The following is a 22,172-nucleotide window of genomic DNA, read 5'->3' on the forward strand; positions in this document are numbered from 1 at the left end:
CGGCGTGACCCTCGTGGTCGTCGTCGCGCCGGGGACGTATCAGCGGCACCCGGAGCCGCGATCAGGCGGCGCGGGCGATGTGGTGCGACGCCCGCCGTTCCTGCGCCTGCCTGAGCTGGCGGTCGACGCGCCAGTCGTGCACGATGCCGACGATCGCGGGCAGTGCGACCAGGGCGAGCAGTCCGAGGACGGCCAGTGTTCCGATGAGTCCTTGCAGCTGTGTCGTATCCATGGCTCTACTTTCGCGCCGAACACCGCCGACAAACAGTGGCAGGACTGCCGCACCCCCTCGAATTACTGCCACTTGCGATGCACACTGGCAGCATGCTGAAAAACGTGGCCACCGTCCTCATGGAGGGCGTGCATCCCTTCGAACTGGGTGTCGTCTGCGAGGTCTTCGGCCTCGACCGCAGCGACGACGACCTGCCCGTCTACGACTTCGCGGTCGCCTCGGCGGAGGGTCCGACCCTGCGGACCCCGGCCGGGTTCACGGTCTCCACGCCGTACGGGCTGGACCGGCTCGAAGAGGCCGACCTTGTCGTCGTGCCGGCCGGCGACAGCTATGTGCACCGGACCTACCCGCCGGACCTGCTGGACGCGCTGCGGCGGGCCGCCGACCGGGGCGCCCGGGTGCTGAGCGTGTGCTCGGGGGTGTTCGTGCTCGGCGCGGCCGGGCTGCTGGACGGGCGGCCCTGCGCGGTGCACTGGAAGCACGCGGAGGAGCTGGCCCGGCAGTATCCGCGGGCGGTGGTCGAGCCGGACGTGCTGTACGTGGACGCGGACCCGGTGATCACCTCGGCGGGCACGGCGGCCGGCATCGACGCCTGTCTGCACATCGTCCGCAAGGAGCAGGGCCCGGAGGTCGCCAACAAGATCGCCCGGCGGATGGTGGTGCCGCCGCACCGCGACGGCGGCCAGGCGCAGTACATCGAGCGGCCGCTGCCCCGCTCGCAGTGCGACACGGTGGGCGAGGTGCTCGTCTGGATGGAGCAGCATCTCGACGAGGAGGTCACCGTCGAGCAGCTCGCCGCTCGCGCCCTCATGTCCCCCCGCACGTTCGCCCGCCGCTTCCAGCAGGAGACGGGGACCACGCCGTACCGCTGGATCCTGCGCCAACGGGTGCTGCTGGCCCAGCGGTTGCTGGAGGGGACGGACGAGACGGTGGACGCGATCGCCTGGCGCACCGGCTTCGGCACCGCCGCCGCCCTGCGTCATCAGTTCGTCCGGTCGCTGGGTACGACTCCGCAGACCTACCGCCGGACCTTCCGGGGCCCGGAGGCGGCCTGAGGGGGAGCCCGGCGGGCCCGGGGCGGTGCGGCGGAGGGCTCAGTCGTTGGCGACCACGGGGTAGCGGGGCTCGTTCTCGGCCATCTGCCGCAGGGCGTCCTTGCGGTCGCGCTTGGAGAGGCGGTCGATGTAGAGGTAGCCGTACAGGTGGTCGGTCTCGTGCTGCAGGCAGCGCGCGAAGTAACCGGTGCCGCGCACCTTGATCGGGTTGCCCTTCTCGTCCTGCCCGGTGACCTCGGCGTAGTCGGGACGGGCGAGCGGCATGTAGGCGGTCGGCACCGACAGGCAGCCCTCGTTGCTGTCGTCCAACCGGCGCGTCTCGGCGGGCAGTTCGACCAGCTTGGGGTTGCAGATCACACCGGTGTGCCGCTTGCCCTCGTCGTCCGGGCAGTCGTACACGAACACCTTCAGGTCGACGCCGACCTGGTTCGCGGCCAGGCCCACGCCCTCCGCCGTGCGCTGGCTGGCGAACATGTCGTCCACCAGCTTCGCCAGCTCGTCACCGAACTCCGTGACGTCCTTGCACTCCTTGTGCAGCACCGGGTTCCCGACCACGGTGATCGGCAGCGAGGTGCCGCGCTCACGGTACGCCTGCTCACGCTCCTCGCAGTCCTCCGTGTCGACGACGAACCCCTCGTCGTCGACGGGGAGCACGCCCACGCGCTGCTGATCGGTGTCCTGCTGGGCCATGACAGACGTACGCCTTCCTAGAAAAACAGGGGGTTGTGATGCTGATACAGGGTACGGGGATCGCGCCGCTCAGGGGGCGCCCCGTACGACCGCACCCCGTCAGGGGCGCGGGGAACCGTGCGAGAGACCCCACCGAACCCGCGGCCGAGAACGAACCGCAAACCCCCTAACAAACCTCTTCGAGATCCCGCCAATCACGAGAATCCGGACTGTCGGCCACCCACCCGTCCAGCAACCCCCGAACCAGCGAAGCCGGCGCGGCCACCCCGCACTCCCGCTCCGGCGCCCACAACTGCCCGTCCGTGACATGCCCCAGCGGCCCCGGGTGCCCCGGTTCACTGTGGTCGTGCGGGTCCAGATGCTCCCCGTCACCCTCGTCGGAGGGCATCCGCGACTCCGAACACAGCCGGCACAGCAACCGCACCGACGACGACCAGTCCTCCGCCGCGAACCCGGCGTCCGCCGCGAGCCGCTCCAGCGCGTCCCGGTCCGCCTCGGTCGCGGCCTCCAGCAGCACCACCCAGGTCGGCACGGGGGAGGGCGCCCACAACTCGATCTCGTCGAACACCGGATACGCGTGCCCCGCGGCCGTGGTCCGCTCCCCGTGCGGCACCCCGTCGTGCAGGACGACCTCGCCCCAGCGGCGCCCGGACGACGGCAGCGGAATGGAGAGCACCTCGATCCGGGCGGGGTCGAGCCGCCGCCCCCACACGACCTCGGCCTCGCCCTCCGGCGAGAGCCGTACGGCCGCGCTGCCGAGGTCCATGCCCACGGGCTCGCCGTTGTCGCCGGGACCGCTGGCGGGCTTCGTACGGGACGCGCCCCCGGGCACCCGCAGCCCGTACGCCTGCCAGGCGCGGCGGGCCAGCGGCCAGTCCTGCAGAGCGGTCGCGGCGATGCCCACGTTCCACCAGTCGGGCGCCCCGGTCTCCCGGTCGAGCAGGGCGACGGCCCGCAGACCGGCCGCGCGCGCCTGTTCCCAGTCGTGGCGGAACTTGTGCAGCAGGGCAAGGTTGAACCAGGACTCGGACAGCCAGGGCTCCATGTCCGCGGCACGTGTCAACAGTGCGCCCGCGTCCTCGTACCTACCGTCACCGATCAGCGTGAACGCACGATCGGTGGCCTGCCGCCAAGAGGCGGAGGGCCGATGCCGTCCCTTGCCGAAGATCCTCACGATTCCCGCCTGCCAGTTACGGTTCCCGCCTGTCAGTTCCGTCGGAGTGGGCCGGCCGCCGCCCCCGGTACACCCTCTCCCTCGCATCCAACCACGACCGCGTGGAGGGCCGCTCATTACCCATCGGTTACCCCACTGCGGGCAGGGTCAGACAGTCTCTCGACAGTACCCTCACGAGCGACTCGCCACCTCGGGCCAGTACTCGCGCGGGAGGACGACGGCCGGCACCGCACCGGCGGTCGACGAGACCGTGCCCCCCTCCTCAGTGCGCCACGTCCGCCGCGAGCGCCTTGCCGAGCTGTTCCACGATCGCCGGGGACTCGCGCTGGAAGGCGGCGACGTCGAGGCCGTCGTCGCCCATGACGGTCAGGAGCGTGCGCTCGCCGACGGCGACCACGATGACATGCCCGGAGCCGCACCGGACGACGACCTCGCGGAGCGCGCCGACACCGGACTGGTCGGCCATGCGGCGGCTGACGCCGAGGGTGGCGGCGGCGAGCGCGGCGACGGACTCGGGGTGGACCTTGTCGACGTCGGCGACGACGAGGAGGCCGTCCACGGTGGACAGGACGCTCTCGGCGACGCCCATCACCCGGTCACGCAGCGAGGCCAGGATGCCGGTCAGCGATTCGGTCGATGCGTGTGCGGTCATGGGCACGTGCTCCTTGGTCCAGATGTCTGCGGTGGGTGTGCCGTCCGGGCGGCAGGGATGCCGGGCACCGTGGGCGCCGTACGGGGGTCTCACGGCACCCCTCAGTCGGAGAGGTGCCCGTCGGACTCGGGGAGAGCCCCCAGTCCGCGGCGGACGCGCCGCAGCATGTCGACGGAGGGTTGGTCGGCGAGCAGTTCCTCGGCCGACAGCGTGGACAGGGGCGGGAAGGGCGGCGGCACGGCCGGGCTGTCCGGCGTGCCGTCCCCGGCGTTCACGGGGACCGGCGTGGCACCCCGCACGGGTAACGGGGGTGGCCCGGCGGCACCCCGCACAGGTAACGGGGGTGGCCCGGCGGCACCCCGCACGGGTGACGGCGGCGGTCCCGCGACGGCGCCGCCGGCCCCGGTCTCCTCGGTCGTGGGGAGGGGTGCGGCGGGTGGCCGGGCCCGGGTGGGCGGGGCCGGGCGGTCGACCGCTGCCGCTCCCCGGGCCGGACGCCGTCGGAGGCGGGCGGCCTTGCTGCGTATGCGGCGCTTGCGGGCCGGGTCTCTGTCGGCGCTCACTACCCGTCCTTCGCTCCGAGGTCTCCGATCGGAGAGCCTCCACCGGGCCTGCGTCTGGGCAGGGGGCCGGCTCTCGGGGGTGGCTCCTCGGAGGCCGACTGCCCCTGTGGGATCCGGGGCGCCGTGCTGGGGCGGCCACCGGGCTCGGCCCCGCTCTGCCAGCGGATCGCCTGGAGCGATTCCAGCCGGATGAGGTCCAGCATGACCGCGTAGAGACCACGCCCCCGCGCGAAGGCGATGTCGCGCGGTGTACGGCGGCCGTTCACGCTCTCGAGGAGGTCGCGGTGGCGCCGGGTCAGCCGGCCGTCGTGCTCCGCGTCACCGCGGCCGGTGACCGGTTCGGGCCGGGCGCGGGCCAGGTCGCCCGCGGGGCCCCACAGTGCGGTCAGCAGCGCCGTACGGCGGGTGGTCTCCTCCGCCAGGGGGCGCGGCTCGACACCGGGCCGGACGAGGAGGGCGGGCTGCCGTGCGGTCAGTTCCCAGCCGCCGGGCGCACTGAGCGCCATCGCGAAGGCCCCGTCGAACAGGGCCGCCGTGCAGACGACCTCCAGTTCGGCGGCGCCGATCAGACCGGCGGCCACCAGGTGCGGGCCGAGCCGGTCGGCGTCGGGTTCGGCAGCGCAGGCCGCCAGCCAGGCGTCGTCGTCGATCAGGCCCGAGGAGAGCAGCGCGGACGTCGCGGTCGGCGCGCCCGGTGTCTCGATCGCGCCGATCAGGCCGTCCCGCAGGTGAATCGTGCCACCGGGGGAGCCCGAGACGTGGACCGTGCCGGTACGGCCCTCCTGGTGCAGGGCCTGGAGGAGCGCGGGTACGTTGCGTGCCGAGGGTGATTTCACGCAAGCACCTCTCGGGCCCGGTCGCCGAGGCTGCGCAGCGCCAGGGCCACATTCGCCCGGTCGCGGTCGAGACCGGCCGCCAGCAGCAGCGGATCGCCGGCCGACCGGTCCACCCGGAGCAGCACCTGGTGGCGCCGTCGGCTGGTCATGACCACGCTCTCCAACTCCCCCTCGGCCCCCGCGGCGCCGAGCCGCTCGGAGATGAGGGTGGCGAGATCGGAGCACACCACCCCCGGCCCCGCCGCCGCGGCGTCGCCCGCCGTGGCGTAGGTGAGACCCGTGACCGCGTCGACGAGGGCGACGCCGACGACGCCGGGAGAGTCGAGAAGCCGGTCCAGGGAGGCCTGGAGCGCCGACTTCATTTCCTCAAGTCCCCCCATTCGCCCTCCACGTTCACGCGCCGCGCAGTACTTTGAACGCCAACTTCCGTAACAAGGCCAAAAGTTGATGTTTGTGACCGGTGGGTCACTCGCGTCGATCGTAGTTGTCCGGACAGTGACCGGTCAGCAGCACTGAGGAATTGGGGCAGCAATATGAACATCGAGACGGCGCTCAAGGAAGCCATGACCCTCGACGGTGCGGTCGGCGTCGCGCTGGTCGACTACGAGAGCGGCATGTCGCTCGGCACCCTCGGCGGGGGGCAGCACCTCGACCTGGAGCTGGCGGCGGCCGGCAACACCGAGGTGGTGCGCGCCAAGATGCGCACGCTGGCCTCGCTGGACATGGACGACGTGATCGAGGACATCCTGATCACGCTCGGCAGGCAGTACCACCTGATCCGCCCGCTGACCAGCAGCAAGGGCTCGCTCTTCCTCTACCTGGCACTGGACCGCTCCCGCAGCAACCTGGCGCTGGCCAGGCACGGCCTGAGGCGCATCGAGAGCGGCCTGGAGGTCTGAGCCGTCTCCACCCCACCTCCGACGCGACGACGGAGCCCGGCGCGGGAGGGGCCTCACGGCCCTTCCGCGACGGGCTCCGCCCCGGTGGTTCTCAGCTCTCCTGCGAAGCGGCCGGAGAGGCCGCCGTCACGTCGTGCTCGGGCACGGCCTGTCCCGACCGGATCAGATCGATCCGGCCCATCACCTTGGCCCGCAGGTCGGTCGGCACGTCGTCCTGCCCGCAGCACCGCTTGACCAGCTTCTTCACGGCCTGTTCGAGCCCGTACTTCTCCAGGCAGGGCGAGCACTCCTCGAAGTGGTGCTCGAACTTGGTGCAGTCGGCGTCGGGCATCTCCCGGTCGAGGAACTCGTAGAGATGATCGAGGATTTCGCTGCAATCCGTCTCATGCGGCTCTCCGCAGCTCATGAGCCCGAGCCTTTCGCTTCGTTCGACTCTCCGGCGCCGGCCGGGACGAGCCCGCGGTCGCGGGCGTAGTCCTCGAGCATGCCGCGCAGTTGACGGCGGCCCCGGTGCAGCCGGGACATCACCGTACCGATGGGTGTCCCCATGATGTCGGCGATCTCCTTGTACGCAAAGCCCTCGACATCCGCGAGATAGACGGCGATGCGGAACTCCTCGGGGATCGCCTGCAGCGCAGACTTCACGTCCGAGTCGGGCAGGTGGTCGAGCGCCTGCGACTCGGCCGAACGCAGTCCGGTCGACATGTGCGACTCGGCGCGCGCCAGCTGCCAGTCCTCGATCTCCTCGGCCGCGGAGCGCTGGGGTTCGCGCTGCTTCTTGCGGTACGAGTTGATGAAGGTGTTCGTGAGGATGCGGTACAGCCAGGCCTTCAGGTTGGTGCCCTCACGGAACTGGTGGAAGGACGCGTACGCCTTCGCGTAGGTCTCCTGCACCAGGTCCTCGGCATCGGCCGGGTTGCGCGTCATGCGCAGCGCGGCCGAGTACATCTGGTCGAGGAATTCCAGGGCGTCCCGCTCGAACCGGGCGTTGCGCTCCGCGGCGGTCTCGGTGCCCTCGGGCTGCTCCGCCTGGCCCCGTTCGGTCCCTGCGTCGGTCCCAGTGACCGGACCCACCTCCTCCAGCGTCTGTGCGATACCGAAACCGGTACCACCAGAATCGGAGGATAGACGACGATCCATGCCCGCCGCCGCCCGAACTGGGCCGCTCTTGGCCGCGTGCAGCACCGTCCAGTCCAGGTCAGCGCGGCTGCTGCGGCTCGGGCAGTAGGTCGAACCCATGCGGCGGACTTCCTCTCCTAGGGCGGTCAGCACGGTCTTTCGCACTGTCTGATCCGGACAACCAAGGCCCGCCGCTCCGCATTCCCGCCCACCGCCCGACCGTCATCCGAGTGACGCGATCCACTCCACGACACCGTCGGTGAGCACGGTCAGCGCCTCCTCCTGCCCGAGGGGCGCCCTCTTCGGCACGGCGAAGCCGTGATCGCCGTACGGCACCTCGACGAGCCCGTACGAGCCCTCCGGGAACTCCTCCGGCTTCCCGAACGGATCGTTTCCGCCCTGGACGACGAGCGTGGGCACCCCGGCCCCCAGCAGCTCACCGGCCCGCGACTTCTCCGGCCGCCCCGGCGGATGCAGCGGAAAGCTCAGCGCCAGTACGGCCACCGCGCCCAGCTCCGTCGCCGTACGGCAGGCGACCCGGGCCCCGGCGCTCCGCCCGCCCGCGATCACCGGGAGTCCCGGCGCCGCCAGCGCCCGCCACAGCCCGCGCCAGCCCACGTCCAGCGTCTTCGGCGCGGGCGCGAGCTTCTTGCCGGCGACCCGCCACGGCTGCTCCACCAGGGCGACGCTCACGCCGTGCGCGGGGAGCACGGCGGCGAGGGCCTGGAGATCACGGGCCTCGACACCACCGCCGGCGCCATGGCCGACGGCGAGGACACGTTCCGGCGCCTCGGCCTCGTACCAGCTGACCCGGCCCGGGCCGGCCTCGGTGTCGATCTCTTCCTTCGCTGCTGCCTGGATCTCGGTCACGTCAGAAGAGTGTGCCCTCCTCGGGCCCCTCCAGCTCCTTCAGCAGCTCCGGGCCGTTGTTGCGGACGTTGCTGACCGCGGTGGAGACGGGGTAGGCGCGCATCAGCCCGGCGGGCGGCGGTTCGAGCAGAGCGCGCAGATCGTCCGGATCGGTGCGGGCGGGATCGAGCCACCCGTCCCAGCGGTCGGGCGTGAGCATCAGCGGCATCCGGGGGTGAATATCGGCCAACGCGCGCGGGCCGTCCTGCGGAGCCACGGCCAGCGGGGACGTCTCGGCCTCCGTCGTGATCACCGAGCAGGTCGCCCACCAGGCCCGCGGATGATCGTCCGGCAGCGTCCTGTCCCGCCAGAACTCGTACAGCCCGGCCATCGCGAAGACCGACCCGTCGGCCGGGAGCACGAAGTACGGCTGCTTGCGCGGGCGCTTCTTCCTGCCCTCGACCTCCAGCTCCCGCTCCCCCGCGCCGGTGACCCACTCGAAGTAGCCGTCGGCGGGCAGGATGCAGCGCCGGGTGGTGAAGGCCCGGCGGTACGACGGCTTCTCGTGCACGGTCTCCGCGCGGGCGTTGATCATCCTGGCGGCGCCCTCGGGGCTCTTGGACCAGGACGGGACCAGCCCCCACTTCAGCTTCCGGAGCTGGCGAACCGGCCGCTTGTCGTCGGCGTCCTTCAGAGGGCGGTCGAGCACCGCGTAGACCTCCTTGGTGGGAGCCACGTTGTAATCGGGCTCCAGGGACTCCTCCGGCTCCCACTGCTCGATCTCAAAGACTCCTGCGAGATCCTCGGGCCTACGACTCGACGCATACCGTCCGCACATAGGTGCCACACTGCCAGGCCGACCCGTCACCCGACCACCGCCCCCGCACACGGCGCCCCGCGCCGCCCCCTGTCGATCGCGACCCCGAGGAGCCACAGCAGAACATGGAAAGCACCGCAGTCACCTCGCTGGCGAGTCTGTGGGACGAGATCTTCGGCACCCAGCCCGAACCCGACCTCTGGGTCGTCATAGCCACCGCGGTCGCCGCGCTCGCGGCGATCGTCCCGCACGGCGTCTGGCGCCTCTCACGCAACGCCATCACCATCGCGCACGAGGGCGGCCACGGTCTGGTCGCGCTGCTCACCGGCCGCACCCTGACCGGCATCCGGCTGCATTCCGACACCAGCGGCCTCACGGTGAGTCGGGGCAAACCCACCGGAATCGGCATGATCCTCACCGCCGCCGCCGGCTACACCGCTCCCCCGCTCCTCGGCCTCGGCGGCGCCGCCCTCCTCGGCTCCGGCCGCATCACCCTGCTCCTGTGGCTCGCCACGATCCTGCTGATCGCCATGCTGATCATGATCCGCAACGCCTACGGCGCCCTCACGGTCCTCGTCACCGGCGGCACCTTCGTGGTCGTCTCCTGGCTCGCGGGGCCCCAGGTCCAGGCCGCTTTCGCCTACGCGGTGGTCTGGTTCCTGCTGCTGGGAGGCGTGCGCCCGGCGTTCGAACTCCAGGCCAAGCGCCGCCGGGGCGGGGCCGGCGACTCGGACGCGGACCAGCTCTCCCGCCTGACCCACGTCCCGGCGACGGTGTGGCTGGTGATGTTCCACGTGGTGTCGCTGTGCGCCCTGACGGGGGGCGGCCGCTGGCTGCTGCACCTGTGACTCCGGCGGCCCTTGGAGCGCGGGGATCCGCGCGAGCGGCCACGACGGAGCCGCATCCGAGGGGCGACGCATGTCAACCGGCTGAACCGAGCGGAGGCAACCCCCACTAAAGTGGGCCGCATGGCCCTGAACGCACAGCCCGACCTCTGGCCCGCCCCTCACGCGAGCGGAGCCGTCGACGCGACGGTCCACGTCCCGGGGTCCAAGTCCGTCACCAATCGCGCCCTCGTCCTGGCCGCCCTCGCGAGCGAGCCCGGCTGGCTGCGCCGCCCCCTGCGCTCCCGCGACACCCTCCTGATGGCGGGCGCGCTGCGGGCGATGGGCGTCGGCATCGAGGAGACCGTCTCCTCCAGCTCCTCCGGCGCGGGCGGTTCCGGCGAGGCGTGGCGCGTCCTGCCCACCGGCCTGCACGGCCCGGCCACGGTGGACGTGGGCAACGCCGGCACGGTCATGCGTTTCCTCCCCCCGGTCGCCGCCCTCGCCGACGGCCCCATCCGCTTCGACGGCGACCCGCGGTCGTACGAGCGCCCGCTGCACGGCGTGATCGACGCCCTGCGCGTCCTCGGCGCCCGGATCGACGACGACGGCCGGGGCGCCCTTCCCCTGACGGTCCACGGCAGCGGCGCGCTGGACGGCGGCCCGGTGGCGATCGACGCGTCGTCGTCGTCGCAGTTCGTCTCGGCGCTCCTGCTGTCGGCCCCCCGGTTCAACCAGGGCGTGGAGGTCCGCCACACCGGTTCGACCCTGCCCTCCCTCCCCCACATCCGGATGACCGTCGACATGCTGCGCTCGGTCGGCGCGCAGGTCGACACCCCGGAGTCGGGCGGCGAGCCGAACGTCTGGCGGGTGACGCCGGGCGCGCTGCTCGGCCGCGACCTGACGATCGAGCCCGACCTGTCCAACGCCCAGCCGTTCCTGGCGGCGGCCCTGGTGACCGGCGGCAAGGTCGTCGTCCCGGACTGGCCCGTGCGCACCACCCAGCCCGGCGACCAACTCCGCGAGATCTTCACGGAGATGGGCGGCACCTGCGAACTGACCGAGTACGGCCTGGTGTTCACCGGCTCCGGCGCGATCCACGGCATCGACGTGGACCTGGGCGAGGTCGGGGAGCTGACCCCGGGCATCGCCGCGGTCGCCGCCCTCGCCGACTCCCCCTCGACGCTGCGCGGCGTCGCCCACCTCCGCCTGCACGAGACGGACCGCCTGGCAGCGCTCACCAAGGAGATCAACGAACTCGGCGGCGACGTCACCGAGACCGCCGACGGCCTCCACATCCGCCCCCGCCCCCTGCACGGCGGTGTCTTCCACACGTACGACGACCACCGCATGGCGACGGCCGGTGCGATCATCGGCCTGGCGGTGGAGGGTGTGCGCATCGAGAACGTGGCGACGACCGCCAAGACCCTGCCGGACTTCCCCGACCTGTGGACCGGGATGCTCGGGAAGAACTGACGGGCGGACCGGGATCATGCGCCGTTACGGCAAGCACACCGACGAGGACGACATCCGCAGCCGCCCGAACCGCAAGGGCAACCGTCCCCGTACGCACATCCGTCCGAAGCACGAGGACGCGGCCGAGGGCATGGTCCTCACCGTCGACCGGGGCCGGCTGACCTGCCTGGTCGAGAACCGTGTGGTGATGGCGATGAAGGCCCGGGAACTGGGCCGCAAGGCCGCGGTCGTCGGCGACACCGTCGCCCTCGTCGGCGACCTCTCCGGCAAGAAGGACACCCTGGCCCGGATCGTCCGCATCGCCGCCCGTACGTCGGTACTGCGGCGCACGGCCGACGACGACGACCCCTACGAGCGCGTCGTCGTCGCCAACGCCGACCAACTCGCCATCGTCACGGCCCTCGCCGACCCGGAACCCCGCCCCCGGCTGATCGACCGCTGCCTGGTGGCCGCCTACGACGCCGGCCTCGCCCCTCTCCTCGTCCTGACGAAGTCGGACCTGGCCTCGCCCGACAAACTCCTGGAGCTCTACGGCGAGATCGACCTCCCGTACGTCGTGACGAGCCGCGAGGAACTGGAGTCGGGGGGCGCCGCCGACCGTGTCCGCGTACACCTCGACGGCAAGGTCACCGCGTTCGTCGGCCACTCCGGCGTGGGCAAGACGACCCTGGTGAACGCCCTGGTCCCCGAGGACCGCCGCCGTACGACAGGTCATGTGAACGCGGTGACGGGCCGCGGCCGGCACACCACCACCTCGGCGCTGGCCCTGCCCCTCGCGGACTCGGACGGCGGCTGGGTGGTGGACACCCCGGGCGTCCGGTCGTTCGGGCTGGCCCACATCGACCCCTCCCGGGTCATCAACGCCTTTCCGGACCTGGTGCCGGGCACGGAGGGCTGCCCGCGGGCGTGCGGTCACGACGAGCAGGACTGCGCCCTGGACCAGTGGGTTGCGGACGGACACGCGGACCCGGCCCGCCTCTACTCCCTGCGCAGGCTCCTCGCGACGCGCGAACGGCGGGAAGGCGACTGACCTCCGCGTTGTTTGCGCCCCCGTCCACCCGGTAAGTGCATAATCGCACCAAGTCGGACCCGGAGCGGACGAGATCGGCCGGGAGCCGACCGAGCGGTCACGGAACGCGGGGACACGGGAGGACGAGACATGGCGTGGCTGCTGGTGGTCGTGGCGGGGCTGCTGGAGACCGGGTTCGCCGTCTGTCTGAAGCTCTCGCACGGCTTCACCAGACTCTGGCCCACGGTCGCCTTCTGCGTCTTCGCCCTCGGCAGCTTCGGACTGCTGACCCTCTCCCTGAAGAAGCTCGACGTCGGCCCCGCCTACGCCGTCTGGACGGGCATCGGCGCGGCCGGCACCGCGATCTACGGGATGATCTTCCTCGGCGACCTCGTCTCCACCCTGAAGATCGTCTCGATCAGTCTGGTGATCGTGGGGGTCGTGGGCCTGCAACTGTCCGGATCCGCCCAGTAGTCCGCGGCGCGGCGGGACTGACGCCGTCGCGGCTACAGGTGGTTGAGGGACCGGCTGAGCTGACGGGGCAGCGCGGTCCGCACGAGATCCGTGACCCCGCCCTCCGTCGGGGGCGCCGCCACGCAGGACAGGGCGAGCCGCACGGCGAGTTCGCAGGACCGGGCCAGCTCACCCGGGTCCGGCCGGGGAGCGCCGGGCCCGGACAACGCGGCGACGGCCCGCTCACGCACCAGTGCCACGAAGTCGGCGGGCGCGGGCAGGGGCCCGTCCGCACGGCGCTGGGCGGGCACGAGGGAGGACGAGGGCACCGCCGAGAGCGTCGGCGAGGGCAGCCGCTCGCTCCAGCAGCCGGTGAGCATGGCTCGGACGAGCACGTTGTTCCGGGAGGCCCGCACGGTCCACTCGGCGGTCGCGGCCAGCCGGTCCCGGGTGTCCGCGGCAGCGGCCAGCGCCCGGTCCACGCCCGCCAGATAGCCGTCCGCCTCCCGCCGGACCAGGGCCCTGGCGAGTCCGTCCTTGCTGCCGAACTCGTTGTACAGCGTCTGCCGTGACACTCCGGCCACCGCCGCCACGTCCACCATGCGTACGGCGGACCACGGCCGACGCATCAGCGCCGTGTAAGCGGCGTCCAACAAGGATTCCCGCGCTGCAGGCATCATCGCCTCCCTAAAAGCGAGCGGGCGGCTCTGGCCCTCAGATTTGACGCGCATCAAGTCACTGTCAAGAGTTCGCGGCGGCCCCCGGGGGCGCACACCGGCCGACGCGCGCGGCACGGACCGCCCCACCTCGACGACACCCGCCCCCACCCCCGTCAACGACTTCCCGACGTCTGCCCACGGCCACCGGGGGACATTCACGCCGATCCCCTACGCGCTCACGCTGTCCGCCTCCCCGTCCCCGACGCCGGGCATCGGCCTCCCCACCGCGGCCGCGGGCCGGGTGCCGGCGTGCCGCCGGGGCGTCACCGGTGGGCCCGTCGGCACCGGCCGGGCGCCGTGGGCGCGACCCGCCCGGCGCCCGGCGCCACCCTGCGGGTGCCGGGCGGTCCTGCCGCCCCGCACCCCAGCGCCCCGACCTGCCTCCGGCCCCCTGTAGCCCCGTACCGACCTCGACAGATACCGTTCGCCACATGGCCGACTACCTCGACGACCTCCGCTTCGCCCACGTCCTCGCGGACGCCGCCGACGCGACCACCATGGCCCGCTTCAAGGCCCTCGACCTGAAGGTCGAGACGAAGCCGGACATGACCCCGGTGAGCGAGGCCGACAAGGCGGCCGAGGAACTCATCCGCGGCCAGCTCCAGCGCGCCCGGCCCCGGGACGCCATCCTCGGCGAGGAGTTCGGCCTGGCCGGAACCGGCCCCCGCCGCTGGGTCGTCGACCCGATCGACGGCACCAAGAACTACGTCCGGGGCGTCCCCGTCTGGGCCACCCTGATCTCCCTGATGGAAGCGGGCGAGGGCGGCTACCAGCCCGTCGTGGGCGTCGTCTCCGCCCCCGCCCTGGGCCGCCGCTGGTGGGCGGCGAAGGGCCACGGCGCCTTCACGGGCCGCAGCCTCAGCTCGGCCTCCCGTCTGCACGTCTCCCGCGTCGCGCAGCTGTCGGACGCGTCCTTCGCGTACTCCTCCCTCAGCGGCTGGGAGGAGCGCGGCAGCCTCAACGGCTTCCTGGACCTGACCCGCGAGGTGTGGCGCACGCGCGCGTACGGCGACTTCTGGCCGTACATGATGGTCGCCGAGGGCTCGGTGGACATCTGCGCCGAACCCGAGCTGTCCCTGTGGGACATGTCCGCCAACGCGATCATCGTCACCGAGTCGGGCGGCAGCTTCACCGGCCTCGACGGCCGCCCCGGCCCGCACAGCGGCAACGCGGCGGCGTCGAACGGCCTGCTCCACGACGAGTTGCTGGGCTACCTGAACGAGCGCTACTGACCGCTTCCCCCGTCCCGTCCGCCGCCGGTCGCCGCCGTCCGCCGCGTACGGGACACCGGAGTGATCCCGAGGCGCCCCGAACTGACCACGCACGCCCCCTTGTTGACCTCCGCTTTACCTGCCACATTGAGAGCTCCCCCACTTGTGAACTTGTGCAGTGCTCAATTGGCGCCTCCGGAGCCGGGCCTGAACAATCCGTCACCGGGGTGCCCTAGGAGGTGGCTGAACTCCATGCTCGTCCGCGACGCCATGAGCACAGTGGTCCTCACCATCGGCCCCGATCACACTCTCCGGCAGGCCGCCGCCCTGATGTCGGCCCGCCGGATCGGCGCGGCCGTGGTCCTCGACCCGGACGCCGGCGGACTCGGGATACTGACCGAACGCGACGTCCTCAACTCGGTCGGCCTGGGCCAGAGCCCGGACGCCGAGCGAGCCCATGCCCACACCACCACCGACGTCGTGTTCGCCACGCCGTCCTGGACCCTGGAGGAAGCGGCCCGCGCCATGACCCACGGCGGCTTCCGCCATCTGATCGTCCTCGACGAGGGCGCCCCGATAGGCATCGTCTCGGTCCGCGACATCATCCGCTGCTGGACCCCGGCCCGGCAGCACGTGACGGCCTAGACACCCCGGTCGCACGGTCGGGCCGGGACCTCGAAGGAGAATCCGGCCCGGTCGTTCACATCGAAACCGATCCCATCTTGGATCAATTCCAAGTCAAGCCAGGCTCTAAAATCACACCTGTTCGGGAACTGTTCGCCCAGGCTGTTAGGCTGGCGCCTATGAGTGACCTTCTGGAGCGGCTGCGCGGACGCGGATGGCGCATGACCGCACAGCGGCGCGTCGTGGCCGAGGTGCTCGACGGCGAACACGTCCATCTGACGGCCGACGAGGTGCACACACGCGCTGTCGCCAAGCTGCCGGAGATCTCCCGGGCGACCGTCTACAACACCCTCGGTGAGCTGGTCGTCCTCGGCGAGGTGCTGGAGGTCGCCACGGACCGGCGCGCCAAGCGGTACGACCCCAACGCGCACCGCCCGCACCACCACCTGGTCTGTGCCCGGTGCGGCACGATCCGGGACGTCCACCCCACCGGGAACCCCCTCGCCGATCTCCCCTCCTCCGAGCGCTTCGGCTTCACCGTCTCGGACGTGGAGGTCACCTACCGAGGCGTGTGCCCGACCTGCGCGGCGACGCCATAGCCCCGGCGACGTATAACGACGACGTATAACGAAGCCCCCGGCATCGAACGCTCGGGGGGCACACACCTAGGGCCCGGAACCTGATCGGTTCCGGGCCCTAGGCCTTCAGTAGCGGGGACAGGATTTGAACCTGCGACCTCTGGGTTATGAGCCCAGCGAGCTACCGAGCTGCTCCACCCCGCGTCGGTGAAATGAACACTACGTCAAGCCCATCGACCAGCGCAAATCCATGGAAGAGCCCGCCGGGACCAGCCCCAAGTCCCCGCCCGCGCCCACCCGGTACCGCACCCGCCCGGTACCGCACCCGCCCGGCACCCCACGCCACAGGCCCGGGCTTCGTACACGGCCCGCTGCGAGCGACTACGCCGACAGCTCGTCCCGCAGTGCGTCCCGCAGCCGTGCCGCCCGCTCCCTGACCTCCGCCGGCCCGAGCGCCACGGCCCGATCGGCCCACCGCTTCCCTTCCACCAGCTCGCCCCGACGCGCGTAGACGAGGGCAAGGCGCAAAGCCGCCCGCCCGTGCCCCGCGTCGGCGGCCCGGGCCCACCACAACGCGGCCTCGGGCTCACTCCCCTCACGGGCGAGCAGGAGCCCCAGATTGAATGCCCCGTTCCGCGAGCCGGACTCCGCCGCGGCCCGGTACCACCGAGCCGCCTCGGCCACGTCACCCCGCCCCGCGGCGAGCATCCCGACCCGCACCTGCGCCCGCCGGTGCCCCTGGGACGCGGCCCTCTCGTACCACTCCTCGCACTCGTTCTTCTCCCGAACCGGCTCCCCCAGCTCATGCGCGGGCGCCGGCGGCCGGCGCGCGTCCAGCACGGCAGCCAGCCGGTACGCGGCCTCCGCGCTGCCCCCGCCCGCGGCACACCGCAGATGCCGCTCGGCGGCCCGCTCGTCGCCGTCCCGGAGCCGCGCGATGGCGACCTGGAGCGCCGCCTCGGTGTGGCCCGCGGCGGCCGCCCGCTCGTACCAGACGAGCGCCGTCACGTCGTCGCCCCGCCCGGCGAACAGGATGCCCAGGTTGAAGGCGGCGTCCACGCTGCCGGCCTCCGCGGCCTTGGAGAACCACGGCTCGGCCCCGGCCGCGTCCCCGACCTGCAGCAACAGGATGGCCAGCGCGTTCGCCGCCTCCCGGTGCCCGGCGTACGCGGCTCGCCGGTACCACTGCTCGGCCTGCGCGGTCCGCCCCTGCTCGGCACAGAGCAGCCCGAGGTTGTACGCCCCGTTGACGTCACCCGCGTCCATCGCGGCGCGGTACCACCGCTCGGCGGTCTGCGTCTCGCCTCGCTCGGCGTGCAGCGCGCCCAGCGCGTTCGCCGCGTTGCCGTCGCCGTCCTGGGCGGCCCGCAGCCACCACACGGCCGCGCTCTCCGTGTCGCCCGCGTCCCGCAGCAGGAACCCGAGCGCGCACGCGGCGCGCGGCTCGCCGTCCTTGGCGGAGGTCAGGTACCAGCGGCCGGCCTCCTTGTGCTCACCACGCCGCTCCAGGATCGCCCCGAGGTGCAGCGCGGCCCGCCGGTGCCCGCGCGCGGCGGCCTGGCGGTACCACTGCTCGGCCTCCTCGGCGGCGGCGCCGACACCGTCGCCGGCGCCGGACCCCCCCGCCCGCGCGGTCGCGCGGCCGTCCCGTACGACGGGGCGGCTCTCACGGGCGGTCTCACGGCCCGCGCTCGCGATCTCGAACGCCGCGCGCGCGATTCTGCGCCCCTCGCGCACAGCGGCGCGCTCCTCCTGCTCGGCGAGGTGGTCCAGCGCCCGTGCGAGCCGGTAGGCGGCCTCGCGGTGCCCGCGCTCGGCGGCGACCCGCATCCACCGCTCGGCGGCGGCGTCGCTGCGGTGTTCCAGCAGGTCGGCGAGGGCGTACGCGCCCAGGGCGTGCCCCTGTTCGGCGGACTGGCGCAGCCAGTACTCGGCGGCCGGTTCGTCACCGCGCTCGCGGTGGTGCCGGCCGAGCGCGTGCGCGGCCGCGGCGGAACCGGCGACGGCCGCGACCCGCCACCAGCTGGCGGCCTCGTCGGCGTAACCGCGCTGGTGCAGCAGGACGCCCAGGTTGTTGGCGGCCGCGCGGTCCCCGGCGGCGGTGGCGCCCCGCAGATAGGGCTCGGCCCCGTCGAGGTCTCCTCGGCGCAGCAGCATGGCTCCGACGACGCTCATGGCCTCGGCGTCGCCGGATTCGGCGGCGAGACGCTGACGCGCCTCCTCCACGGCGTCCCCCGTCTCGTCCTCGTCCGCCGTGCGCACGGACTCGACCGACGCGGTGGACTCGGCGGGCACCGCAAAGTCGGCAGGCAGCGCAAAGTCGGCAGGCTGCGCAAACCGCCCTGTCTCCAACAGAGTTGCCTTGTCCCCCATAACGTCCATCGTCGCACCACCTGCAACCTGGGTACACCTGGTATACCGCAGCCATTGAGGTCACTACAGCGTTTTGTCGACTTGCCCACAGAGCGACAAGTCAAACACAGATTGCCCGGCTCCCCCCGACAACACGTCGAAGGCCCGGATCCTTGAGAGGATCCGGGCCTTCAACTTCAGTAGCGGGGACAGGATTTGAACCTGCGACCTCTGGGTTATGAGCCCAGCGAGCTACCGAGCTGCTCCACCCCGCGCCGTTGTGTTGCAACCGTACCACGGTGCGGGGTGGAGCCCTGCATCAGCTTTCTCAGCCGCTTCCGGAGCCTGCGTCGTCGCTCTTGTCGCCGTCGTCGCTCTTGTCGCCGCTGTCGTTCTTGTCGCTGCTCTCACTGCCACTGCCGCCGGTCCCGCCGGCCTTGGCCTGGGCGTCCTCGGCGCGCTTCAGCGCGTCCTCCAGGTCCTGTTGGGCCCGGCCGTACGCCTCCCAGTCGCCGTCCTTGAGTGCCTGCTGGCCCTCGTCGAACGCCTTCTGGGCTTCCTCCAGGGCCTGTTGGACCGTCGGATCACCGGTCTTCGGCGGCTCGTCGGTGCCCTCGTCGCCGTCGTCCGCCGGTGGCTCCGTGGGCGGGCCCTCGGTCTCGAACACCTTGTTGAGCGCGGCGTCGAGGGTGTCCTCGAAGGCCGTGTTGCCGCCGTAGGTGACCAGAACCTTGCGCAGCAGCGGGTACTTGAGTCCGCCGCCTCGCACGTAGACGGGTTCCACGTAGAGCAGTCCCCCGTCGAGCGGGACCGTCAGGAGATTGCCGTACTCGACCTGTGAGTCACCTCTCTTGAGGAGGCTGATCGTCTCGGCGATGTCCTGTTCGGAGTTGAACTGGCTCTGGACCTGTTTCGGTCCGTCGATCGGTTCGCTGGTCGGCAGTTTCAGGATTCTGATCTTGCCGTAGTCCTTGGTGCCCGCCTCGGCGTTGACCGCCACGAAGGCGCTGAGGTTGTCCCGGCCGTTCGGCGTGAGCGTGGTGGTCAGCGAGAACGCCTGTTCCGTCTGGCCCGGCAGCTTCATGCTCAGGTAGTACGGCGGCACCGCGTTGCCCGAGGTGTTGGTCGGGTCGTCCGGGACCTGCCACACCTCACTGCCGCTCAGGAACGTCTCGGCGTCCTTCACGTGGTAGCGGGTCAGCAGCTCGCGCTGGACCTTGAACAGGTCCTGCGGGTACCGCAGATGGGCCTCCAGCGACGTCGAGATCGCCGTCTTCGGCTCCACCGTGTCCGGGAACGCCTTCATCCAGGTCTTCAGGACCGGGTCCTGGGTGTCCCACTGGTAGAGCTTGACCTGACCCGTGTACGCGTCGACGGTCGCCTTCACCGAGTTGCGGATGTAGTTGACCTGGTTCTGCTGGGCCACCACCGCGCGCTGGCTGTTGTCGGCGGTCAGCGAGTCGGCCGTCGTGTCCCCCAGGGTGGTGCGGGAGGCGTACGGGTAGCCGTTGGTGGTCGTGTACGCGTCGACGATCCACTGGATCTTCCCGTCGACGACGGCCGGGTAGGCGTCACCGTCGATGGTCAGCCAGGGGGCGACCGCCTCCACGCGCTCCTTGGGCGTGCGGTTGTACAGGATCCGCGAACCCTCGCCGATGGCACCGGAGTAGAGGATCTGCGGCTCGTTGAACGCCACCGCGTACGCGGCCCGGTTGACCGGGCTGGAGAGGTTGACCCCGCTGCGGCCCTTGTAGCTGGTGGTCTTCTCACCGCTGTCGTCGGAGTAGTCGATCTCCTTCTGGGGACCGCCGACGATCGAGTACTGGGTGGTCTTCTCGCCGTAGTAGACCCGCTGCTGGTACTCGCCCAGGTCGCCCTTGGACGGCAGGTCGGACTCGGTGAACACCGGGCGGCCGCCGGAGGTGGCCTCGGTGCCCTTGGCGGCGACCACGCCGTAGCCGTGGGTGTAGCGGAAGTGGTCGTTGATCCAGTTGTTCTTCGGGATGCCCGCGAGGTTCAGCTCGCGCAGACCGATGACGGTGTCCTGCTCGGCGCCGTCCTCGTTGCTGTACCGGTCGACGTCCAGGTTCGTGGGGAACGCGTAGTAGTTCCTCATCTGCTGGAGCTGCTGGAACGTCGGCGAGACGATGTTCGGGTCGAGCATGCGGATGCTGGCCGTGGTGTCGGCGTCCTTGCGGAGCTTGGCCTTGTCCGTGGTGTCGCTCACACCCGAGTACTCCTCGACGTCGGTCCCGTCGATGCCGTAGGCCTGCCGGGTCGCCGCCAGGTTCTTCTCGACGTACGGCGCCTCCTTGGCCTGCTCGTTCGGCTGGACCTGGAACTTCTGGACGATCGCCGGGTACAGCCCGCCGATGAGGATCGCGGAGAGCACCATCAGGCCGAAGCCGATGACCGGCAGCTGCCAGGTGCGGCGCCAGATGGTGGCGAAGAACAGCAGCGCGCAGATGACGGCGATGCAGAACAGGATCGTCTTGGCCGGCAGGTACGCGTTCGCGTCGACGTACCTGAGGCCCGTCCAGTTGCCGGTCGCCTTGAAGTCGCTGGACTTCACCGCGAGCCCGTACCGGTCGAGCCAGTACGCGACCGCCTTCAGGGCGACGAAGATCCCGAGCAGGACCGAGAGGTGCCCGGTGGCCGCGGCGGTGGCACGCGCGCCCGGGGAGGTGACCCTGAGGCCGCCGTACAGGTAGTGCGTGAGCGCGGCGGCGATCACCGAGAGCACGGCCGCGGCGAAGCCGAAACCGAGCAGGAAGCGGTACCAGGGCAGGTCGAAGGCGTAGAAGGAGACGTCCAGGTCGAACTGGGGGTCCTTCTGTCCGAACGACACCCCGTTGACCCACATCAGCCAGGTGCGCCACTGCCCGGAGGCGGAGGCGCCGGCGATGAGGCCCACCAGGGAGGTGATCCCGAGGAGCAGCCACTTCTTGTAGGGCGCGATGCCCATCCGGTACCGGTCGAGGTTCTGCTGCTCCATCGACATGGCGCTCAGCGGCGGCCGGAGCCGGTGCGCCAGCCAGATGTTGAAGCCGACCGAGGCCGACATCAGCAGACCGAAGACGAAGAAGAGCCCGATCTTCGTCCAGAGCGTGGTGGTGAAGACGGAGGAATACTTCACCGACCGGTACCAGAGCCAGTCCGTCCAGAATCCCGCGAACATGACGAAGACCATGCCGAGGACGGCAAGGACGCCCAACGTCATGAGCAGCGTCCGGACACGTCGGGACGGTCGGCCCACTCTGATCCGCGGCCCCGTCGGGCCTCCGCCGCGGTCCGGCATCTGGAAAGCCAAGGTGCGCACCTCGAAGTTCGCTGTCGATACGTCAGGCCCGCGTCTACGGACCCTCCAGCGGGCCCCGTGATCGCAGGGGCCTCACCTATGCAACTTACTCACGCTTTACTCGGTTCCCGCTTCGGGGGACGAACGAGGCAGGATTGTGACCATGTCCAACACTCCCATGGCAGCGAACCCCCTCACCCGGGCCGTGCTCGAGATCGACGAGTACACCTCGGGCCTCGGCTGGGACCAGCCCGCTCGCCTCTTCGCCCTGGTGGATACCGCGCGTCTGCGGTCCCAGGAACCCGCCCTCGCGGCCCAGCTCGGTCTGCAGGACGAGTCCGAGACCACGGGTCTCACCCCGATCGAGCAGGACGAGATTCCCGCGGGCAAGGCGCTGGACGAGTTCCTCGGCACCATCGCCTGGCCCGACGCGGTGGTCGGCTGCGCGCTGACCGTGGAACGGCTGATGCTGCCGCCGTCCGCCGAGTCGTCCGTCCCCGAGAATCTCGACGAGGCCCGGCTCGCCAAGTGGGTCGCCTCCCACCCGGAGCGCCAGGAGGTCCGTATGACGGTCGCCGTTCTCCGGGACGGCTCCCGCGACTCGGCCCTGCGCCTGCGCGAGAAGGACACCCCGACCGAGGTCCTCACCGGCCCGGAACTGGTGCCCGGCCTGGCGGAGGCCCTGTCCGCGACCTTCGTGGACTGATCTCCCGCCGTACGACGTGGGGGGGGCGCCCCCGGT

Annotated in this window: 24 protein-coding genes and 2 tRNA genes; 10 read left to right on the forward strand and 16 right to left on the reverse strand. The window is 71.5% G+C overall.

All coding sequences use genetic code 11. The features are described 5' to 3' along the window. Positions 1-61 precede the first annotated feature (61 nt). On the reverse strand, positions 62-232 hold the full coding sequence (locus ACZ6BB_RS10410; RefSeq protein ID WP_471614874.1) for a hypothetical protein: 171 nt from the start codon (positions 230-232) through the stop codon (positions 62-64). A 92-nt stretch (positions 233-324) separates the two neighbouring features. On the opposite strand from ACZ6BB_RS10410, the gene ACZ6BB_RS10415 reads away from it, so the two are divergent. Continuing rightward, positions 325-1,287, forward strand: a complete 963-nt coding sequence (locus ACZ6BB_RS10415; RefSeq protein ID WP_471614875.1) for a GlxA family transcriptional regulator — start codon at positions 325-327, stop codon at positions 1,285-1,287. A gap of 39 nt (positions 1,288-1,326) precedes the next feature. Here ACZ6BB_RS10415 and def read toward each other — a convergent pair whose 3' ends face one another. The 6 genes from def to ACZ6BB_RS10445 all read right to left on the reverse strand — a co-directional run bounded on the left by def (position 1,327) and on the right by ACZ6BB_RS10445 (position 5,540). Next, a complete protein-coding gene (def, locus tag ACZ6BB_RS10420; protein ID WP_471614876.1) occupies positions 1,327-1,977 on the reverse strand; it encodes a peptide deformylase in 651 nt (216 codons plus the stop codon). Between the two features lie 166 nt (positions 1,978-2,143). Further along, positions 2,144-3,151, reverse strand: coding sequence for a tetratricopeptide repeat protein (locus ACZ6BB_RS10425; protein ID WP_471614877.1), 1,008 nt, complete (start codon positions 3,149-3,151; stop codon positions 2,144-2,146). A 262-nt stretch (positions 3,152-3,413) separates the two neighbouring features. Beyond that, entirely contained in the window at positions 3,414-3,803 is a 390-nt protein-coding gene (locus ACZ6BB_RS10430) for a roadblock/LC7 domain-containing protein (protein WP_471614878.1), read from the reverse strand. Between the two features lie 101 nt (positions 3,804-3,904). Next, positions 3,905-4,078, reverse strand: a complete 174-nt coding sequence (locus ACZ6BB_RS10435) for a hypothetical protein (protein ID WP_471614879.1) — start codon at positions 4,076-4,078, stop codon at positions 3,905-3,907. A 287-nt stretch (positions 4,079-4,365) separates the two neighbouring features. Beyond that, entirely contained in the window at positions 4,366-5,202 is an 837-nt protein-coding gene (locus ACZ6BB_RS10440) for a DUF4388 domain-containing protein (protein ID WP_471614880.1), read from the reverse strand. Then, positions 5,199-5,540: a hypothetical protein gene (locus ACZ6BB_RS10445; protein ID WP_471615306.1), complete on the reverse strand. Its 342-nt coding sequence runs from the start codon at positions 5,538-5,540 to the stop codon at positions 5,199-5,201. Before ACZ6BB_RS10445 ends, ACZ6BB_RS10440 begins: the two co-directional genes overlap by 4 nt. Positions 5,541-5,735: 195 nt before the next feature. On the opposite strand from ACZ6BB_RS10445, the gene ACZ6BB_RS10450 reads away from it, so the two are divergent. Further along, positions 5,736-6,101, forward strand: coding sequence for a hypothetical protein (locus ACZ6BB_RS10450; protein ID WP_471614881.1), 366 nt, complete (start codon positions 5,736-5,738; stop codon positions 6,099-6,101). Between the two features lie 91 nt (positions 6,102-6,192). Here ACZ6BB_RS10450 and rsrA read toward each other — a convergent pair whose 3' ends face one another. The 4 genes from rsrA to ACZ6BB_RS10470 all read right to left on the reverse strand — a co-directional run bounded on the left by rsrA (position 6,193) and on the right by ACZ6BB_RS10470 (position 8,907). Further along, positions 6,193-6,507 carry a mycothiol system anti-sigma-R factor gene (gene rsrA, locus ACZ6BB_RS10455; protein ID WP_471614882.1) on the reverse strand — a complete coding sequence of 105 codons (315 nt, stop codon included), beginning with the start codon at positions 6,505-6,507 and terminating at the stop codon, positions 6,193-6,195. After that, positions 6,504-7,175, reverse strand: coding sequence for an RNA polymerase sigma factor SigR (gene sigR / locus ACZ6BB_RS10460; protein WP_328842130.1), 672 nt, complete (start codon positions 7,173-7,175; stop codon positions 6,504-6,506). Before sigR ends, rsrA begins: the two co-directional genes overlap by 4 nt. Before the next feature lie 267 nt (positions 7,176-7,442). Continuing rightward, a complete protein-coding gene (locus tag ACZ6BB_RS10465) occupies positions 7,443-8,090 on the reverse strand; it encodes an alpha/beta hydrolase family protein (protein WP_471614883.1) in 648 nt (215 codons plus the stop codon). 1 nt (position 8,091) lies between these two features. After that, positions 8,092-8,907, reverse strand: coding sequence for an SOS response-associated peptidase (locus tag ACZ6BB_RS10470; protein WP_471614884.1), 816 nt, complete (start codon positions 8,905-8,907; stop codon positions 8,092-8,094). A gap of 104 nt (positions 8,908-9,011) precedes the next feature. Between ACZ6BB_RS10470 and ACZ6BB_RS10475 the strand changes: the two genes are divergently transcribed. The 4 genes from ACZ6BB_RS10475 to ACZ6BB_RS10490 all read left to right on the forward strand — a co-directional run bounded on the left by ACZ6BB_RS10475 (position 9,012) and on the right by ACZ6BB_RS10490 (position 12,669). Next, positions 9,012-9,734, forward strand: coding sequence for a M50 family metallopeptidase (locus tag ACZ6BB_RS10475; RefSeq protein WP_471614885.1), 723 nt, complete (start codon positions 9,012-9,014; stop codon positions 9,732-9,734). A gap of 120 nt (positions 9,735-9,854) precedes the next feature. After that, positions 9,855-11,186 carry a 3-phosphoshikimate 1-carboxyvinyltransferase gene (aroA, locus tag ACZ6BB_RS10480; protein ID WP_471614886.1) on the forward strand — a complete coding sequence of 444 codons (1,332 nt, stop codon included), beginning with the start codon at positions 9,855-9,857 and terminating at the stop codon, positions 11,184-11,186. Between the two features lie 16 nt (positions 11,187-11,202). After that, the gene (rsgA, locus tag ACZ6BB_RS10485) at positions 11,203-12,216 is read left to right on the forward strand and encodes a ribosome small subunit-dependent GTPase A (RefSeq protein ID WP_471614887.1); all 1,014 of its coding nucleotides are present in this window, start codon (positions 11,203-11,205) and stop codon (positions 12,214-12,216) included. A gap of 129 nt (positions 12,217-12,345) precedes the next feature. After that, a complete protein-coding gene (locus ACZ6BB_RS10490; protein ID WP_318811889.1) occupies positions 12,346-12,669 on the forward strand; it encodes a DMT family transporter in 324 nt (107 codons plus the stop codon). Between the two features lie 32 nt (positions 12,670-12,701). On the opposite strand, the gene ACZ6BB_RS10495 is transcribed toward ACZ6BB_RS10490, so the two are convergent. Then, positions 12,702-13,325 carry a TetR/AcrR family transcriptional regulator gene (locus ACZ6BB_RS10495; protein ID WP_471614888.1) on the reverse strand — a complete coding sequence of 208 codons (624 nt, stop codon included), beginning with the start codon at positions 13,323-13,325 and terminating at the stop codon, positions 12,702-12,704. Between the two features lie 473 nt (positions 13,326-13,798). Between ACZ6BB_RS10495 and hisN the strand changes: the two genes are divergently transcribed. From hisN to ACZ6BB_RS10510, 3 genes are all read left to right on the forward strand, one after another. Further along, positions 13,799-14,599 carry a histidinol-phosphatase gene (gene hisN / locus ACZ6BB_RS10500; RefSeq protein WP_383880707.1) on the forward strand — a complete coding sequence of 267 codons (801 nt, stop codon included), beginning with the start codon at positions 13,799-13,801 and terminating at the stop codon, positions 14,597-14,599. Positions 14,600-14,830: 231 nt separating this feature from the next. After that, positions 14,831-15,223: a CBS domain-containing protein gene (locus ACZ6BB_RS10505; RefSeq protein ID WP_471614889.1), complete on the forward strand. Its 393-nt coding sequence runs from the start codon at positions 14,831-14,833 to the stop codon at positions 15,221-15,223. Positions 15,224-15,381: 158 nt separating this feature from the next. After that, positions 15,382-15,801, forward strand: coding sequence for a Fur family transcriptional regulator (locus tag ACZ6BB_RS10510; RefSeq protein ID WP_471614890.1), 420 nt, complete (start codon positions 15,382-15,384; stop codon positions 15,799-15,801). Positions 15,802-15,910: 109 nt separating this feature from the next. Here the strand turns inward: ACZ6BB_RS10510 and ACZ6BB_RS10515 are convergent. The 4 genes from ACZ6BB_RS10515 to ACZ6BB_RS10530 form a co-directional block, all read right to left on the reverse strand. After that, positions 15,911-15,984 (reverse strand) — tRNA-Met (locus tag ACZ6BB_RS10515). A 177-nt stretch (positions 15,985-16,161) separates the two neighbouring features. Next, positions 16,162-18,162 carry a tetratricopeptide repeat protein gene (locus ACZ6BB_RS10520; protein WP_471614891.1) on the reverse strand — a complete coding sequence of 667 codons (2,001 nt, stop codon included), beginning with the start codon at positions 18,160-18,162 and terminating at the stop codon, positions 16,162-16,164. A gap of 171 nt (positions 18,163-18,333) precedes the next feature. Next, positions 18,334-18,407 (reverse strand) — tRNA-Met (locus ACZ6BB_RS10525). Positions 18,408-18,460: 53 nt separating this feature from the next. Beyond that, positions 18,461-21,430 carry a UPF0182 family membrane protein gene (locus ACZ6BB_RS10530; RefSeq protein ID WP_471615307.1) on the reverse strand — a complete coding sequence of 990 codons (2,970 nt, stop codon included), beginning with the start codon at positions 21,428-21,430 and terminating at the stop codon, positions 18,461-18,463. Positions 21,431-21,593: 163 nt separating this feature from the next. Between ACZ6BB_RS10530 and ACZ6BB_RS10535 the strand changes: the two genes are divergently transcribed. After that, positions 21,594-22,136 carry a PPA1309 family protein gene (locus ACZ6BB_RS10535; protein ID WP_471614892.1) on the forward strand — a complete coding sequence of 181 codons (543 nt, stop codon included), beginning with the start codon at positions 21,594-21,596 and terminating at the stop codon, positions 22,134-22,136. The last annotated feature ends 36 nt before the right edge of the window (positions 22,137-22,172 follow it).

The organism is Streptomyces sp. NPDC041108 (assembly GCF_055592645.1).